General features: G+C 64.2%; 14 protein-coding genes. 12 read left to right on the top strand and 2 right to left on the bottom strand.

The features are described from left to right. Nucleotides 1-3 precede the first annotated feature (3 nt). Complete coding sequence (locus tag ACNFBT_RS26510) at nt 4-984, bottom strand: AAA family ATPase (RefSeq protein ID WP_416753733.1); 981 nt, start codon at nt 982-984, stop codon at nt 4-6. 520 nt (nt 985-1,504) lie between these two features. On the opposite strand from ACNFBT_RS26510, the gene ACNFBT_RS26505 reads away from it, so the two are divergent. The 3 genes from ACNFBT_RS26505 to ACNFBT_RS26495 all read left to right on the top strand — a co-directional run bounded on the left by ACNFBT_RS26505 (nt 1,505) and on the right by ACNFBT_RS26495 (nt 4,310). Next, nucleotides 1,505-2,176, top strand: a complete 672-nt coding sequence (locus ACNFBT_RS26505) for a DUF3313 domain-containing protein (RefSeq protein ID WP_416753731.1) — start codon at nt 1,505-1,507, stop codon at nt 2,174-2,176. A gap of 151 nt (nt 2,177-2,327) precedes the next feature. Then, complete coding sequence (locus ACNFBT_RS26500; protein WP_416753729.1) at nt 2,328-3,356, top strand: AraC family transcriptional regulator ligand-binding domain-containing protein; 1,029 nt, start codon at nt 2,328-2,330, stop codon at nt 3,354-3,356. A 282-nt stretch (nt 3,357-3,638) separates the two neighbouring features. After that, the gene (locus ACNFBT_RS26495; RefSeq protein ID WP_416753727.1) at nt 3,639-4,310 is read left to right on the top strand and encodes a DUF3313 domain-containing protein; all 672 of its coding nucleotides are present in this window, start codon (nt 3,639-3,641) and stop codon (nt 4,308-4,310) included. Nucleotides 4,311-4,526: 216 nt separating this feature from the next. On the opposite strand, the gene ACNFBT_RS26490 is transcribed toward ACNFBT_RS26495, so the two are convergent. Continuing rightward, on the bottom strand, nt 4,527-6,455 hold the full coding sequence (locus ACNFBT_RS26490; protein WP_416753725.1) for an LTA synthase family protein: 1,929 nt from the start codon (nt 6,453-6,455) through the stop codon (nt 4,527-4,529). A 290-nt stretch (nt 6,456-6,745) separates the two neighbouring features. Here ACNFBT_RS26490 and ACNFBT_RS26485 point away from each other — a divergent pair, with 290 nt between their 5' ends. From ACNFBT_RS26485 to ACNFBT_RS26445, 9 genes are all read left to right on the top strand, one after another. Beyond that, nucleotides 6,746-7,408, top strand: coding sequence for a hypothetical protein (locus ACNFBT_RS26485; protein WP_416753723.1), 663 nt, complete (start codon nt 6,746-6,748; stop codon nt 7,406-7,408). Nucleotides 7,409-7,689: 281 nt separating this feature from the next. After that, complete coding sequence (locus ACNFBT_RS26480; RefSeq protein ID WP_416753722.1) at nt 7,690-8,646, top strand: iron ABC transporter substrate-binding protein; 957 nt, start codon at nt 7,690-7,692, stop codon at nt 8,644-8,646. Nucleotides 8,647-8,763: 117 nt separating this feature from the next. Next, on the top strand, nt 8,764-10,266 hold the full coding sequence (locus tag ACNFBT_RS26475; RefSeq protein ID WP_416753788.1) for an ABC transporter permease: 1,503 nt from the start codon (nt 8,764-8,766) through the stop codon (nt 10,264-10,266). Then, nucleotides 10,263-11,342: an ABC transporter ATP-binding protein gene (locus tag ACNFBT_RS26470; RefSeq protein ID WP_416753720.1), complete on the top strand. Its 1,080-nt coding sequence runs from the start codon at nt 10,263-10,265 to the stop codon at nt 11,340-11,342. Before ACNFBT_RS26475 ends, ACNFBT_RS26470 begins: the two co-directional genes overlap by 4 nt. Before the next feature lie 124 nt (nt 11,343-11,466). Further along, a complete protein-coding gene (locus ACNFBT_RS26465; RefSeq protein ID WP_416753719.1) occupies nt 11,467-12,240 on the top strand; it encodes a hypothetical protein in 774 nt (257 codons plus the stop codon). A gap of 10 nt (nt 12,241-12,250) precedes the next feature. Beyond that, nucleotides 12,251-12,685 (top strand): hypothetical protein, encoded by a 435-nt coding sequence (locus tag ACNFBT_RS26460; protein WP_416753717.1) that lies wholly within the window; start codon nt 12,251-12,253, stop codon nt 12,683-12,685. A 110-nt stretch (nt 12,686-12,795) separates the two neighbouring features. Next, nucleotides 12,796-13,461, top strand: coding sequence for a response regulator transcription factor (locus tag ACNFBT_RS26455; protein ID WP_416753716.1), 666 nt, complete (start codon nt 12,796-12,798; stop codon nt 13,459-13,461). Further along, nucleotides 13,437-14,783 carry an ATP-binding protein gene (locus ACNFBT_RS26450; protein ID WP_416753715.1) on the top strand — a complete coding sequence of 449 codons (1,347 nt, stop codon included), beginning with the start codon at nt 13,437-13,439 and terminating at the stop codon, nt 14,781-14,783. The genes ACNFBT_RS26455 and ACNFBT_RS26450 overlap by 25 nt, the downstream gene beginning before the upstream one ends. Before the next feature lie 41 nt (nt 14,784-14,824). Next, nucleotides 14,825-15,598 carry a glutathione S-transferase family protein gene (locus ACNFBT_RS26445; RefSeq protein WP_416753714.1) on the top strand — a complete coding sequence of 258 codons (774 nt, stop codon included), beginning with the start codon at nt 14,825-14,827 and terminating at the stop codon, nt 15,596-15,598. The last annotated feature ends 202 nt before the right edge of the window (nt 15,599-15,800 follow it).

Raw genomic sequence — 15,800 nt, 5'->3', positions numbered from 1 at the left:
CCCTTATGCCGGGACCGCCACTTTATCGAGCAGGCGGTCCAGCACCTGATCGCTGCTCACGCCATCGGCCACCGCGTCATAGGACAGCAGCAGGCGATGGCGCAGCACCGGGTGCAGCACGGCGCGAACGTCGTCGGGCGAGGCATAGTCGTTGCCGTCGAGCCAGGCATGGGCACGCGCCACCCGGTCCAGGCTGATGCCGCCGCGGGGGCTGGCGCCGACCTTGATCCAGCGCGCCAGGTCCGCGTCGTAGTCGGCGGGCCGGCGCGTGGCGTTGATCAGGTCCATCAGGTAGCGGTCCAGCGGCTCGGACACATGCACGCGTCCGACTTCGCGGCGCGCGGCGAAGATCACCTCCTGCGGCAGCTGCTCGGGCCGCTGCGGCGCCGCGCCGGTCTGCTGGCGCTGCTCTTCCTCGCGCACCAGGCGCAGCACCTGGGTCTCGTCCTCGACCTTGGGGTAATCGATGAGCAGTTTCATCAGGAAGCGGTCCATCTGCGCCTCGGGCAGCGGGTAGGTGCCTTCCTGCTCGATGGGGTTCTGCGTGGCCAGCACCATGAACAGCCCCGGCATGACGTGGGTCTGTCCGGCCACGGTGATCTGCCGCTCCTCCATGGCTTCCAGCAGCGCGGCCTGCACCTTGGCCGGCGCGCGGTTGATTTCGTCGGCGAGGATGACGTTGCCGAACAACGGGCCAGGCTGGAACTTCAGCTGGTTGCCCGCGTCGGTCTGCTGGAGGATTTCCCCGCCGGTGATGTCGGAGGGCAGCAGGTCTGGCGTGAACTGGATACGGCTCATGCGTGCATCCAGGTGCGTGGAAAGCGCCTTGACCGTACGGGTCTTCGCCAGCCCCGGAAGGCTCTCCAACAGCACGTGGCCGTTGGCCAGCAGGCCCAGCAGGATATGACGAATGCCCTGCTGCTGGCCCAGTACCTGCGATCCGATGCTGGCTTCCAGATCGGCGATCTGCTCGCGAGTATCCACCTTGTTCTTCCTTGTTCTGCTTTCGTTCGAGTCGGTTGTGCGGTCGCTGCGGCGCGCTCCAGCGCCCCCGGTGAGGAGTCAGCATAGCTCCTCCAGCCGGTTGGAAAAGACTCGAGTGCCCCAGCAGGGTGTCGCGAAATGAATAGATCAATTGGCGTAAATCGCGGCCCGGCTCTCCCGGGAGGGCAGACAGACCGTGAGAGCCGCTTCAGGATGTAATAAAGGCGTCAACGAGTTGGGGTATCTGTCGGGCCGCCGCCCTGTCACTACCCCCAATTGCCGTCCTGGCAATGGACTGGCTGCACATGCCGCCTACACTCTCCTGTGGCTGGGCAATCTGAATGCGGGCAATCCGAGTCGCGCACCGGCGTTACGCCATCGGGGGCTACGAGAACGGCGCGCTGCAGGTACTGGGCGACGGTGCAACGTGGTGATTCTGTGACCAGCCGCAACAAATTCATGACAAGCAAACTGCTATCACCTCCCTTGCCTGATTCCATGACCGTTAAGGAGCATTACGATGAAGTCGAAGTTTCTGCTGGCCACGCTGTGCGGCGCGTCTCTCGTGCTGTCTGGTTGCGCGAGCAAGTACGTGGAGCCCGAGCAATATTCCGGGTTCCTGAAGAACTACAGCATTCTCAAGGAAGAAAAATCGCCCTCCGGCGCAGCGGTCATGCGTTGGATCGATCCGAACGTGGACGTGAAGCGCTTCTCCAGTGTCTATATCGAACCGAGCCAGCTCTACCCGCAGCCCAAGCCCACCGAGAAGATCCCGGCGAGCACCCTGACGGGCATCACCCAGTACTATGATCAGGCGCTGAAAACCCAGTTCTCCAAGGCCCTGCCGCTGGCCACCGGCCCTGGCCCGGGCGTGCTGGTGGTGCGCCCGGCGATCACCGCCGTCACCGCATCGACCAAGGGCCTGCAACCCTACGAAGTCATCCCGATCGCCCTGATCGCCGCCGGCATCAGTACCGCCACCGGTATTCGCGACCAGGACACCAGCATCGCCACCGAAGCCGCCTTCCTCGACGGCGGCAGCGGCAAGACGGTTGCCGAAGTCGTACGCAAGGGCGCCGGCACAGAGTTGGAGAACTCCGACCAGGTGATGCAGGCCAAGGATGCCCGTGCCGTGCTCGATGGTTGGGCATCGGACATGGTCAAGTCCTTCCAGGCCCTCAAGAACAAGTAAGTCCCAGGCCCGGACGCACCACGCGTCCGGGCCTCCCTTGCACTTCTGCTTTCCCCCGTAATACTTTTCCCACACCGTACGTACCCGAGTCCCTGGCAGGAGCCTGGGCTTGCAGACCCCGCTCGCCTGCAATTCGAATCAGTGTGATCACATGGACAGTATCCGCGGCACCGCTTTTCTCCAGTTTGGCGAACTGCTCTCCGAGCAGGGCGCAACGCTTCGCGACCACCTGGCCCCTCACCAAGTCGGCCTGGACGTGGTTGGCGATTTCGAGAAGCAGTTCTCCTACAAGAGCCTGGTGCAGATTTTCGAGGGCAGCGCCCACGCCATCAACATGCCGGAACTCGGCCTGGAACTGGCGGCGCGCCAGGGTTCCTCGCTGCTCGGCCCGCTGCAGCACCTGGCTCGCTCGGCACCGACCGTGGGCGATGGCCTGGTCGCTGTGCTGCGCTACATGCACTTGTACAGCCCGTCGATCCACTACCGCCTGGAGCGCCGTCCCGGCAGCGCGATGCTGTATTTCGAGAACACCCTGCCCCGCAACGAGGAAATCCCGCAGATCGTCGAAAAGTCGGTCCTGCAGGGCAAATTGCTGATCTCCGAACTGATGGGTGCCGCCTTCCGGCCACGTTCGGTGCTGTTCCGCCATCAGCCCCAGGCCGATATCGCCCTCTACCGGCGCTATTTCGGCTGCCCGGTCCTGTTCGGCCAGGTCCACAACGCTCTGGCCCTTTCGCCGGTGTCGCTGCAGCGCCCGTGCATCCAGCATGATGCGGTGCTGCACTCCATCGTGCGCTTCTACCTGGAGGCCCAGAGCACCCAGGACGAGGACCTTCCCAGCAGGGTCGAGCACCATATCCAGATGCTGCTGCCCAAGAGCCGCTGCAATCTCCAGCAGGTTGCCCGCAACCTGGGCCTGAACCCGCGAACCCTGCAGCGGCGCCTGGCCAGTGACGGCGTCGACTTCGAGGGCCATGTCGAGCAGATTCGCCGCCAGCAGGCCGAACAACTGCTGCGCCATACCAACCTGACCGTGGCCCAGATCGCCCGCGAGCTGGGTTACAACCGGACGGCGTCGTTCTGCCGCGCGCACCTGCGCTGGTTTGGCATTCCCCCACTGGAGCATCGGCGGCTGCACGGCAAGGTCCCGCTCCGCGCGGCCGAACCGGAAGACGACTGATCGGCGCGAACTGCTGCCGGTCCGCCGGGCCGTGCTGCTGCGCATGACCATGGCCGACGGCGAAGGCGACTTGATAGGTGTGCTCGGGCAGGTCTATGCGCAGGTCAAGGATGGTGCGCAGTCGCTGCAAATCGGCCGGGGCGAGGATGCGGGTCAGCAGTGCAGCGTGCCGTGGTGCGAGGGGCAGCCGACCGGCCGCCTACACTCTGTAATTGGCTCGAAGAGCAGCCTCTGTCGCGCCTGGGCACCCGGCCTCCTGCCGCCTCCATGAGGAACCCCGAGATGAGCTGGAAACCATTGGCCTTACCGCTCTGCCTGACGGCCCTGGTCCTCGTGGGGTGCGCCAGCAAGTACGTCGAACCCGAGCAATATTCAGGTTTCCTCAAGGACTACAGCGGCCTGGAGGAGCACGAATCGCCCTCCGGTGCGCCAGTCCTGCGCTGGATTCTGCCGGACCTGAATGTGAACCGCTTTACCCGCGTCTACATCGAACCCAGCCAGCTCTATCCTCGGCCCCACCCCACCGAGAAAATTCCGGCAAGCACCCTGCAGGGCATCACCCTGTACTACGACCAGGCGCTCAGGACGCAGTTTTCCAAGGTCCTGCCACTGGCCACCGGCCGTGGTCCGGGCGTGCTGGTGGTGCGTCCGGCGATCACCGCCGTCAGCGCCGAGACCAAAGGGCTGCAGCCTTACGAAGTGATTCCCATCGCGCTGATCGCCGCCGGCGTCAGCACCGCCACTGGCATCCGCAATCAGGAAACCAGCCTCGCTACCGAGGCCGTCTTCTTCGACGGCGGCAACGGCCAGGTCGTGGCCGAGGTGGTGCGCAAGGGAACGGGTGCGGAGCTGGAGAACTCCGGGCAGGTCATGCAGGCCAGGGACGCCCGCGCCGCGCTCGATGGCTGGGCACAGGATATGGTGAAGACCTTCCAGGAGCTGAAGGGACGCTAGCCCGAAGGCTTCGCTGCGGTGCCCTCTTGCCCCCGCCCTCGGATCGAATTTCAAAGGCGAATGGTCTCTGAGCGAGAGAAAGGCTGCTTTCGCCCAGAGGGCGATCTGTGATCCGCAGTTCAAGGCACGGAGGGAAGTCAGCCGACAGGAACGCCAGCTCGCACCTCATTGCGTCAAGGGATCGGACAGGATTTGCGCCCTGCCCGATCCGTGAGCTTACTGGGCCTGTACCGGCTTCCAATCCAGCAGGTGGTGGGTGAAGCCGAAGCTGGCCGACTGGTAGTAGCTGATCGCTCTCTGCACCAGGGGGTCATCCGCTTTCGCGGTCACTTCCTCGCTCGCGCCAAGGGCCTGGTTATGGCGACGCAGGCCTGCACGGGGGCTCAGGATGGCGAGGTCCTTGCCGTCGAAAAGCCCCAGGTGCTGGTAGTTGCCGATCACCACGCGCGGCGGCAGTGCGTTTTCCGCCATGAGGTTGCGCCCGTAGAAGGTCGAGGTGTAGCTCAGGTTCAGCATCGACAGCAAGGTCGGCGCCAGGTCGAGCTGGCTCGCCAACTCCCCGCGCTCCCCGACAGGCAGCAGCTTGGGCGCGTAGATGAACAGCGGGATCTGGTAGTTCTCTACCGGCAGGTCTTCCTTGCCCGCGCTACCGGCCGTGTGGTCGGCGACGAAGACGAAGATGGTGTTGTCGAACCACGGCTTGTCCTTCACCGCCTGGAGGAACTTGCCGATCGCGTAGTCGGTGTACTTGACCGCGCCATCGCGACCATTGCCCGAGGGGATGTCGATACGGCCATCCGGGTAGGTATAGGGACGATGGTTGGAAGTCGTCATCAGTTGCAGCAGGAAGGGCTGGTTGCGGGCGTGGTCCTCGTCCGCGAGCTTGACGGCCTGCGCGTAGAGGTCCTCGTCGCTCATCCCCCAGGCGTTCTTGAAGTGGATGTCGGATTCCTGGACGCTCGACTGATCGACGATGCGATAGCCATTGCCGCCGAAGAAGGCGTTCATGTTGTCGAAGTAACCACGGCCGCCGTACAGGAAGACCGCGTCGTAGCCAACCGCCTTCAGTTGCTGGCCCAGGCTCCCGAAGCCGCTTTCGCGGCCAATGCGCTTGACGATCGAGCGGCCCGGAGTGGGCGGAATCGACAGCGTGATGGCTTCCAGACCACGGTCGGTGCGGGTGCCGGTGGCGTAGAAGTTATTGAAGTAGAGGCTGTTGCGGCGCAGCTCATCCAGGTTGGGCGTCAGGTTGCGGCCATCGCCATTGCTGCCCAGGTACTTGGCGCTGAGGCTCTCGATGGTCACCAGGATGACGTTGTGCTGCTTCGGCGCGCCTTCATTGGAAATGGTCCGGCGGATGTCCATCGGGTCGGTACCGATGAAGCGCGCATTGGGCTCGGCCAGTTCGGCGCGCATCTGCTGCGCCACTTCCTGGGCGGGCAGGGTCGCGTAGAACTGCGGGTAGTCCAGCTCGTTGTTGCGGAATGCGGCGAAGAACTGATACGGGCCGTTGCTCTCCAGCTCACGGGCATAGGTATTGCCGCCCTGGGTACGCGGGCGATCCTGGTCGACCAGGAACCCGGCAAGCAGCGCCATCAGCACCAGCGCCACACAGCCCATGAGTCGGCGACGGAAGGCCGGGACTTCAGAGCCACAGATAGCCCGCAGTGCCTTGAACAGCCCCAGGGTCACGACCAGCGAGGACACTGCCAGGATGCTCAGGAGCAGGCCGATGGGGTAGGACTCGAGAATGTTGTTCAGGACTTCGTCGGAATAGACCAGGTAGTCGACGGCGATGAAATTGAACCGGACCCCGAATTCATCCCAGAACAGCCACTCCGCCACCGCGGTGAACAGCATCACGTAGACGCTTACAAAGAGCACCGCCGTCAGAATCCAGCGCCAGGAGGCCGCACGCCAAAGCCGTGCGGGAAGTATCTGCAGCACGATCCCGAGCGGCAGCAGCGCATAGATCAGGAAGCTCAGGTCGTAGAGCAGGCCGATGGCGAAGACCGCCACATGCTCCGTTCCCAGATCCGACAGGTGCCCCACCATAAGAACTATTCGGGTCACAAAGAAGACGATCAGCCACAGCAAGGCGACCAGCGCAAGGAAGCGCGTCGGGGCCGAACGGAGAAATTGCATGGGTACTTCCTTATCGTTATGCGCCGGCCCTTGCGGCCTGCAGCGCTTCTAATGTGCCGAAAACGGCTAGCGGCCGTGACTGTACACCATAGAAAGAAAAGAAATTGTCAAATGGATACGTCCGAGAAGCGATTAGAAGTCGGCCGAATATCCTTTGTGCTGCCAAACCATCACGCGCCCTCGCCCAGGGGAGCCGCTGCCGATCGCAGTCACCACGACTTTTTCACATGTCCTTGACGAGGCCTTGATCGCGCAACTCGATAATGGCGGTAACTGTCGAGCCTGCGCCCATGAACGAACCCCAACGCCTCTTTGCCTCAGCCGGACATCGCGAGAACGATGGCGTTGCCAGCAACACGCTCCGTGCGTTTCTGCGCACCCGCATTACCGAGTGGCGGAAGAAGCGACTGCTTCGACTGGCGCTGCGCGTCGCGGAAGAGCCGATACTCATGCTCGAAGTTTCGCAATCGCCCGGTGCCTTCTGGCCCGTGCTGCTGGAACACAGCAATCGGATCATCGTCGCAACGTCCCCGGCCGCCGATTCCCTCCTCGCTGCCCACCAGAAACTGCCCACTGCGATGATGCAGCGCATCAAGGCCATGCCGGGTCCGCTGGACTACGCCGAACTGGGCGCCGGTTCAGTCGACTGCATCCTGATCCCCGAGGTTCCTCCGACTGAATGCAACGCGGCCACCCTCCGGCTGCTGGACCAGTTGCACCCCGTCACCCGAGACACCGTGATTCTCTTCGCCCGGGTCGGCCGCCGCCCGACCAACGAAGCGGACCAGCCCTGCCCCTGCGGCACCAACTCCGAGTCTCACTCGGCGACCCCGAACTCCAACAGCGCGAAAGGCCTGGAGCAGGCGTTCCAGCGAGTCGGCTTCTCGCAGATCAAGCACTACAACTTCCTGCCCGGCGTGGATGGCATTCGCGTCTACGTACTCAGGAAGTAACGCGCCTCGCAACCAGGCTGCCGTGGAGTCGCCGGCACGCCACAGCCCTCGCCCTCCAGCCTTCCACTTCCTGCCAGGCGCAATATCCGCTCAGCGTAACGCACGATTATCAAATGAGAATGACAATTTTTTAACAGCCTTCGAGCGATCATCACCGCCATTCACCCTGCAACGCCCCCGATCGGGCGTTTGACTGAACCTATCCGGAGTGGCGATTGATGAAAGTACGCGGTGCCTCGTGGGTCTTCTTGGGAGCGGTTGGAACAGCGGCGCTGCTGGGCATGAGCCCATCCTTTGCCGCGGCGGGCAGCGACGGCATCGTGGTCTACAACGCCCAGCATGAGTCGCTGACCAAGGCCTGGGTCGAGGGCTTCACGAAAGAGACCGGCATCAAGGTCACCCTGCGCAACGGCGACGATAGCGAACTGGGCAACCAGATCGTCCAGGAAGGCAAGGCGTCCCCGGCCGACGTCTTCCTGACCGAAAACTCCCCGTCGATGGTTCTTGTCGATCACGCCGGGCTTTTCGCCCCGGTGGCGCCCACCACCCTTTCCCAGGTCGGCGCCCCTTACCGCCCGGCCAATGGCCACTGGGTCGGCATCGCGGCCCGTTCCACCGTATTCGTCTACAACAAGAACATGGTGAAGGAAGCAGACCTGCCCAAGTCGCTCCTCGACCTCGCCGAGCCCCAGTGGATCGGCCACTGGGCCGCGTCCCCCGCCGGCGCCGACTTCCAGGCCATCGTCGGCGCCCTTCTGGAGTTGAAAGGCGAAGCTGCGACCCTGGAATGGCTCGAAGCGATGAAGGCCGGCGCCAAGGTCTACCGTGGCAACAACTCCGTGCTCAAGGCGGTCAACGCAGGCCAGATCGACGGTGGCGTGATCTATCACTACTACTACGTCGGCGATCAGGCCAAGACCGGCGAGAACAGCAACAACGCCGCACTCCACTACTTCAAGCACAAGGACCCGGGCGCCTTCACCAGCCTCTCCGGCGGCGGCGTCCTGGCTACCAGCAAACACCCCAAGGAAGCCCAGGCATTCCTGCAATGGATCACCAGCAAGCAGGGGCAAGCCGTTCTGCGTGACGGCAAATCCTACGAATATGCCGTGGGTGAAGGCGTGCAGTCGAACCCGAAGCTCGTTCCGCTGGATCAACTGGACGCCCCGCGCGTCGACGTGTCCAAGCTGGATAGCCAGAAGGTCGTCGAGCTGATGACCCAGGCGGGCTTGCTGTAAGTGACCGCTCAACAGTTCGGGCCACGGGCCCGTGCCCAGGTCGCCACCGGCGCGGAGACACCCGCACCGGCGGCGCTCTCGCGGCGCCGACTGCGCAACGGTTCCGGCCAGCAATGGATGCTGGCCGTCGCGCTTCTGGTCTCGGCGTTCGCCATACTTCCGCTGGTCTTCGTTGCGACGGCAGGCATTCAGGCCGGTTTTCCGCTCATCGCCAAGCTGGTCTTTCGGCCTCGGGTCGCGGAGCTGCTGTACAACACGCTGTTGCTGATCGCCCTGACTGTGCCGCTTTGCGTGCTCCACGGCGTGGCAATGGCCTGGCTGACCGAGCGCACCCGGTTTCCAGGCCGGCGGCTGCTGTCATTGCTGGTCGTCGCCCCGCTGGCGATTCCGGCGTTCGTACACAGTTACGCCTGGGTCAGCCTGGTGCCATCGCTGCACGGCCTGTTCCCGGCCGTCCTGGTCTCGGTGATCGCCTACTCCCCCTTCATCTATCTACCGGCGGCGGCCGCACTCCGGCGCCTGGACCCGGTACTGGAAGACGTAGCCGAATCGCTGGGCGAACGGCCCTTCACGGTGTTCCGGCGCGTCGTCCTGCCCCAGCTGCGTGTGGCCATCTGGGGCGGATCGCTGCTGGTGGGGCTGCATCTGCTGGCGGAATACGGCCTCTTCGCGCTGATCCGCTTCGACACCTTCACCACGGCGATCTTCGACCAGTTCCAGTCATCCTTCAGCGGCCCCGCCGCGAACATGCTGGCCGGCGTCCTGGCCCTGGCCTGCCTGCTGATGCTCACCCTCGAGTCGGCCACCCGTGGCTCGGTCCGTTACGCGCGGATTGGCGCCGGCAGCCCGCGGGCGCCTCGGCAGTACCCACTGAGCAAAGCCTGCTCGGGCATCGCCCTGCTGCTTAGCGCTTCCTTCACTGCCCTCTCGCTCGGTGTGCCCCTGGTCACCCTGGGGCGCTGGCTCGCGGCGGGCGGAATAGAGGTCTGGCGCTCCGAGGAGCTGCTGGTCTGCCTGGGCCAAACGATACTGCTCGGTGCGGCTGGCGCACTGCTCACGACCATCGCCGCGGTGCCGATCGCCTGGATCTCGGTGCGCGCGCCGAGCAGACTCCAGCGCCTGCTGGAAGGCAGCAACTACGTCGCCAGCGCGCTGCCAGGGATCGTAGTCGCCCTGGCGCTGGTCAGCCTGACGATCAAGTTCGCCCAGCCGCTGTACCAGACCGTCTTCACCGTGCTGCTGGCCTACGTGCTGATGTTCCTGCCCCGCGCGCTGGTCAGTCTCCGGGCCGGGCTCTCCCAGGCTCCCGTCGAACTGGAGAACATCGCCCGCAGCCTTGGTCGTACCCCGATGCAGGCCATCTGGGGCGTCACCATACGGTTCGCCGCGCCCGGCGCTGCGGCCGGCGTCGCCCTGGTGTTCCTGGCGATCGTCAACGAGCTCACCGCAACGCTGCTTCTGTCTCCGAGCGGGACCGCCACCCTGGCCACGGCCTTCTGGGCGAAGACCAGCGAGATCGATTACGCCGCGGCGGCGCCCTACGCACTGATGATGATCCTGCTGTCCCTTCCGCTGACCGGGCTTCTTTACCATCAATCCAAGCGAGTAGCAGGCCGATGAGCACTCTCGAACTAAAGTCAGTCTCGCGGTTCTTCGGCGCGTTCGCAGCGATCGAGAACTTCAGCTTGTCCGTACCGGCGGGTGGCCGTGCGGCAATCGTCGGCCCCTCCGGCTCCGGCAAGACCACCCTGCTGCGCCTGATCGCCGGCTTCGAAGTCCCCGACCTGGGCGCGATCACGCTCGGCGATACGACCCTGGCGGACAGCACGACCTTCATTCCCGCCCATCGCCGGCTGATCGGCTACGTGCCGCAGGACGGCGCGCTGTTTCCACATCTGTCGGTAGCCGAGAACATCGGCTTCGGGTTGCCCAAGAGCATGGCGGGACGGGCGCAGCGGATCGACGAGCTGCTGGAGATGGTCTCCCTGAACAGCAGCATGGCGCAGCGCTGGCCCCATGAACTCTCGGGCGGTCAGCAACAGCGGGTGGCACTGGCCAGGGCGCTGGCGCAGAGCCCCAGACTGATGCTGCTCGACGAGCCCTTCTCTGCCCTGGACAGCGGCCTGCGCGCCTCCATGCGCAAGGCGGTCACCCAGGTACTGGGCGATGCCGGCGTCACCGCGATCCTGGTCACCCACGATCAGGAAGAGGCGCTGTCGTTCGGCCATCAGCTGGCGGTCATTCGCCAGGGGCGCCTGGTCCAGGCGGGCGCGCCCAAGGCGCTGTACTTCCGCCCGGTCGACGAGGACACCGCGACCTTCCTGGGAGATGCCCTGGTGTTCCCCGCCGACGTCCAGAACGGCTGGGCGCAGAGCCCGCTCGGCAGGATCCGGGTCGACAGCCCGAAGGCGAACGGACAGGCGCAGATCATGCTGCGCCCCGAGCAGCTTCACCTGCGGCACGGCCAGGCGCTTGCCCAAGGTGCGGACGGCTGCTTCGGCACTGTGCTGAGCAGTGACTTCGGCGGCGACAAGTGCTCGGTCATGGTTCAGCTTGAAGCAGCGCACACCGAATCGCCCGGCAACGCTTCCGCCCTGTCGATTCATGTCAGGGTGCCGGCGATGGACTGTCCCGACATCGGGGAGCGCGTCCACATTGGAGTCAGCGGCGGCGCCCATCTGTTCCCCGCCAGGTAGCCCGATCGACGCGCGGCATCGCCCCCCGTGGCGATATCGCGCTGTCTGACGCGCCCTCAGGTTCAGCTAAGTTTCAACCCGTAGGCTCTCTCACGCCAACTGATGCGTAGCCAAAGAGACGCCCATGAACCCCAGCACAGAAGCCAATTGGCTCAATAAAGTCCCCGAGGTGACCCTCGCCTTCTGGGTCATCAAGATAATGTCCACGACCGTGGGCGAGACCTTTGCCGACTTCCTGGCCGTGGATGCGGGATGGGGCCTTGGCATCACCACGGCGGCCATGGCCGCCCTGTTTGCCGCCGCCCTGACCGGCCAACTGCGCAGCCGCGCCTATACCCCGTGGATCTACTGGCTGACGGTGGTCGTGGTGAGCATTCTCGGCACCCAGCTGACCGACATCCTCACCGACGTGCTGGACGTCAGCCTGTACACCAGCACCGCGGTCTTCTCGGTGCTGCTGGCGATCAACTTCGCCGTCTGGTACGGCGTCGAGCGCAACCTTTCCATCCGCGAAATCGTCACCCCGCGCCGCGAACTCTTCTACTGGACCACCGTGCTGTGCACCTTCGCCCTGGGGACCGCCGCCGGCGACCTGGCCACCGAAGCGCTGAGCATGGGCTTCACCGTCGGCGCCGTCCTGTTCGGCGGGCTGATCGCGGCAACCTTCGCGGCCTGGCGCGCCGGAGTCAGCCCGGTGCTGAGTTTCTGGATCGCCTACATCCTGACCCGCCCCTTCGGCGCATCGCTGGGCGACCTGCTCACCCAGGCCAAGACCTACGGCGGGCTGGGCATGGGAGCCACCTGGACCAGCGCCATCTTCCTTTGCGTGATTCTCATCCTGGTCACGGCGGCCCAGCTTGGCGCCAACAAATCCCTCACCCAATCGAACGCCTCTTAAAGGAATCAGCATGTCCTACTTCAAGAATGCGATCTGTAAAGTTGCCCTGGTCGGTGCAATCGCCCTTCTCGGTCTCGCCGCCGGCTGCTCGAAGCCCAGCGAGCCCAAGGCCGGCGCCACGGCACAAGCCGTCTCGTCCAGCGGCGCCACCCAGCTGGGCGACCTTGTAGAGTTCCGCACCATCGCCGCCGACGTGACGGGGATGGTGGACAAGAACGAACTGGCCAACGCCAAAGCGCGGATCAAGGACCTGGAGCTCGCCTGGGACAACGCCGAGGCAGGCATCAAGCCCCGCGCCGCCAGTGACTGGCATCTCCTCGACAAGGCCATCGACCGTGCGCTCGATGCACTGCGTGACGGCAGCCCGCAGCAAGCCACCTGCAAGGCCGCGATGGACGACCTGATGAAGACCTTCGACAAACTCCAGGGCAAGCCCCAAGCGTAATAGTCGGCAGCCCTCCCCTGCGGAGGGCTATCGTCAGATGATCATTGCGATGCACGGCAGCCTCTCCGGCTGGCCGTGCATCGCTCGTTCCGATACTCCGAGGCGGGGACATGCGAATTCTGTTGGTCGAAGACGACCCGATGATTGGCGAAGCCATCGAGGGCGCGTTGAAAGACGATGGCTACGCCGTGGACTGGGTCCATGACGGGCTGACGGCGCTCTCCGTCCTTGGCACTCACACCTACGATCAGGTCCTGCTCGATCTTGGCCTGCCCGGCCGAGACGGACTCGACGTCCTCGAAACGCTTCGGGCGCAGGACAACCCCGTCCCCCTGCTGATCATCACCGCCCGCGACAGCCTGGATGACCGCCTGAGAGGGCTGGACGGAGGCGCGGACGACTACCTCCTGAAACCTTTCGAGATGGCCGAACTGCTTGCCCGAATGCGCGCGGTGATGCGGCGCAAAGGCGGCAGCGGAGCGCCTCTGCTGAGTAATGGCATCGTATCGCTGGACCCGGCCTCTAAACAGGCCAGCACCGCCGAGGCCCAGGACGTTCAACTCTCCAACCGGGAGTTCGGCCTGCTGCAGGCGTTGCTGATACGGCCGGGGGCGATTCTGTCCCGAAGCGATCTGGAAGACCGCATCTACGGCTGGGGACATGAAGTCGAGAGCAATGCGGTCGAGTTCCTGATCCATGCCCTGCGGAGAAAACTGGGCAGCCAGGTCATCAAGAATGTCAGGGGAATGGGATGGATGGTTTCAAAAGGCGATTGAACGAGTCGGTGCAGTTCCGGCTCTCGGCCGCCCTGTCAGTGACCATCCTGATCGTCGCGCTGCTGGCCGGTATCTTCGCCTTCGTCTCCGCCTACGACGAAGCGCTGGAGATGCAGGACAACACGCTCAAGCAGGTTGCCGCGCTCTTCGAACGCCAGCAGATGACCCTGCACTATCCCTCCGAGACTCCCACCATCGACGGGGATAACGAAGAAACACGCGTCGTCGTCCAGTACCTGGCTGACGGCGCCAACGCCCCGCGGAGTGGCGACAACAGCCTGCCGCTGCCACTTCCCACCGCGCTGCCGGAAGGCTTCTCGACTCTGAATGTTGCCGATGAGCAGTTTCGAGTGCTGGTCCGCACCACGGCCACGGGTGAGCGCATCGCCATCAGTCAGGAAACGGAAAGCCGCGACCGCGATGCCCGGGAAAGCGCATGGCGCGGCCTGCTCCCCTTCGTGATTCTCATACCGGTACTGCTACTGGTGGTCGCAGACCTGATTCGCAAGCTGTTCCGCCCAATCGCCACGCTGGCCGCCCAGATCGATCGACGTGACGATCAGGACATGACCCCTATCGACGCGAGCTACCTGCCGACGGAGGTTCGGTCCTTCGCCCTGGCGATCAATCGCCTTCTGGGACGGGTCGCGAAATCAATGGAGTCGCAACGTCGCTTCGTCGCGGATGCCGCCCACGAACTACGCTCCCCGCTGACGGCACTCTCCCTGCAGGCGGAGCGCCTCGCGGCCACCGAGATGTCCGATCAGGCCGGGGAAAGGCTGGCGAAATTGAGGCAGGGAATCGACCGCGGCAGAAATCTGATCGACCAGTTGCTGATGCTCGCCAGCGCCCAGTCTTCATCGCCTCATGCCGTATCCCCGGTCTCGATCCACAAGATCTACCGCACGGTGCTGGAGGACCTGCTGCCCCTGGCCGACAAGAAGCAGATCGACCTGGGCGCGGAGGGTGACGATTGTCAGGTCGCTGCGAACGAACTCGACCTCCAGGCACTGGTGAAGAACCTGGTCGACAACGCAGTGCGATACACGCCCCCTGGCGGGAAAGTTGACCTTCTGGTGAGTCGCCAGGGGGACAGGGTCGTGCTGCAGGTCAGGGACACCGGACCTGGCATTCCCGAGTCCGAGCGTGAGCGCGTGTTCGACGCGTTCTATCGGGTTCCCGGTAACCCGGAGATCGGCTCGGGACTGGGTCTATCGATCGTAAAGGCAATTGCCGCTCGAATCGGGGCGACCGTCCGGCTGGACTTCACCGATCGCGAAGCCGGAACCGGGCTCTGTGTCTCGCTGGAATTCCAGGCATAGCGTCCACAGGTGCGAGGTGACAAGGAGCGAGGGTTTTGCCAATGAACAACGATGGCGCACATCCTGCTGTACTGATCACGATGCCGCACAGCCACTACAGCGAAAAGGCGCGCTGGGCGCTCGACAGGCTATCGCTGCCCTATCAGGAACAACCTCATATACCGCTGCTGCACCGCCTGGCCACGAAGCGCAACGGCGGCAGCAGCGTGCCTTTGCTGGTTCATGGGCGTGCACGTTTCATCGACTCCACCGACATCCTGATGCATGCGGATCGTGTCGGCGGCGGCGATTTGCTCTATCCGCGTGATACCAGCCTGCGGCAGGAAGTCGAAGCGCTCGAAACCCGATTCGACGAAGAACTCGGACCCCACGCCAGACGCTGGGTCTATGCGCAATTGCTGGCGGAACGCAGTCTGCTTCGGCAGGCGATGTCGCGAGATGTGCCGCCGTTAGAGGCGGCCCTGCTTCCGGTGATCCTGCCGACAATCGTTCGGATCATCCGCAAGGCGCTCAGGATCACACCGGAAAGTACGGCTCGCTCACTTGAACGGGTGGGCAGCCTGTTCAAGGAAGTCGACGATCGCCTTGAGGATGGCCGGCAGTTCCTGGTCGACGGCCGCTTTACTGCGGCCGACCTGACCTTTGCGGCACTCGCCGCGCCGGTGCTCTTTCCCACTGGCTATCGTGCAGCCTACCCGGCACTGGATGACGTACCTGTCGCAATGCGCAATGAAGTCCTGCGTCTACGAGACACCACCGCCGGAAGATTTGCCCTGCGCTTGTACCTGCAGGAACGCAATCGGTCGCGCTCCTAAACCGAGCCAGTACGCTCTTGTAGGAGCGAGCTTGCTCGCGTACCAGACCGGCGCCGCCGGTTTTCCCGCGCGCAAAAGCAAAGCCCCCCACCCAGCAGTGCTGATCAGGGGCTTTGGGATAGGTGCTTGACGATGACCTACTCTCACATGGGGAAACCCCACACTACCATCGGCGATGCGTCGTTTCACTGCTGAGTTCGGG

Source organism: Pseudomonas sp. NY15181, from assembly GCF_048068055.1.
In the GTDB taxonomy this organism is placed as follows: Bacteria; Pseudomonadota; Gammaproteobacteria; order Pseudomonadales; family Pseudomonadaceae; genus Pseudomonas.
This window is presented reverse-complemented; position numbering and strand designations above follow the sequence as displayed.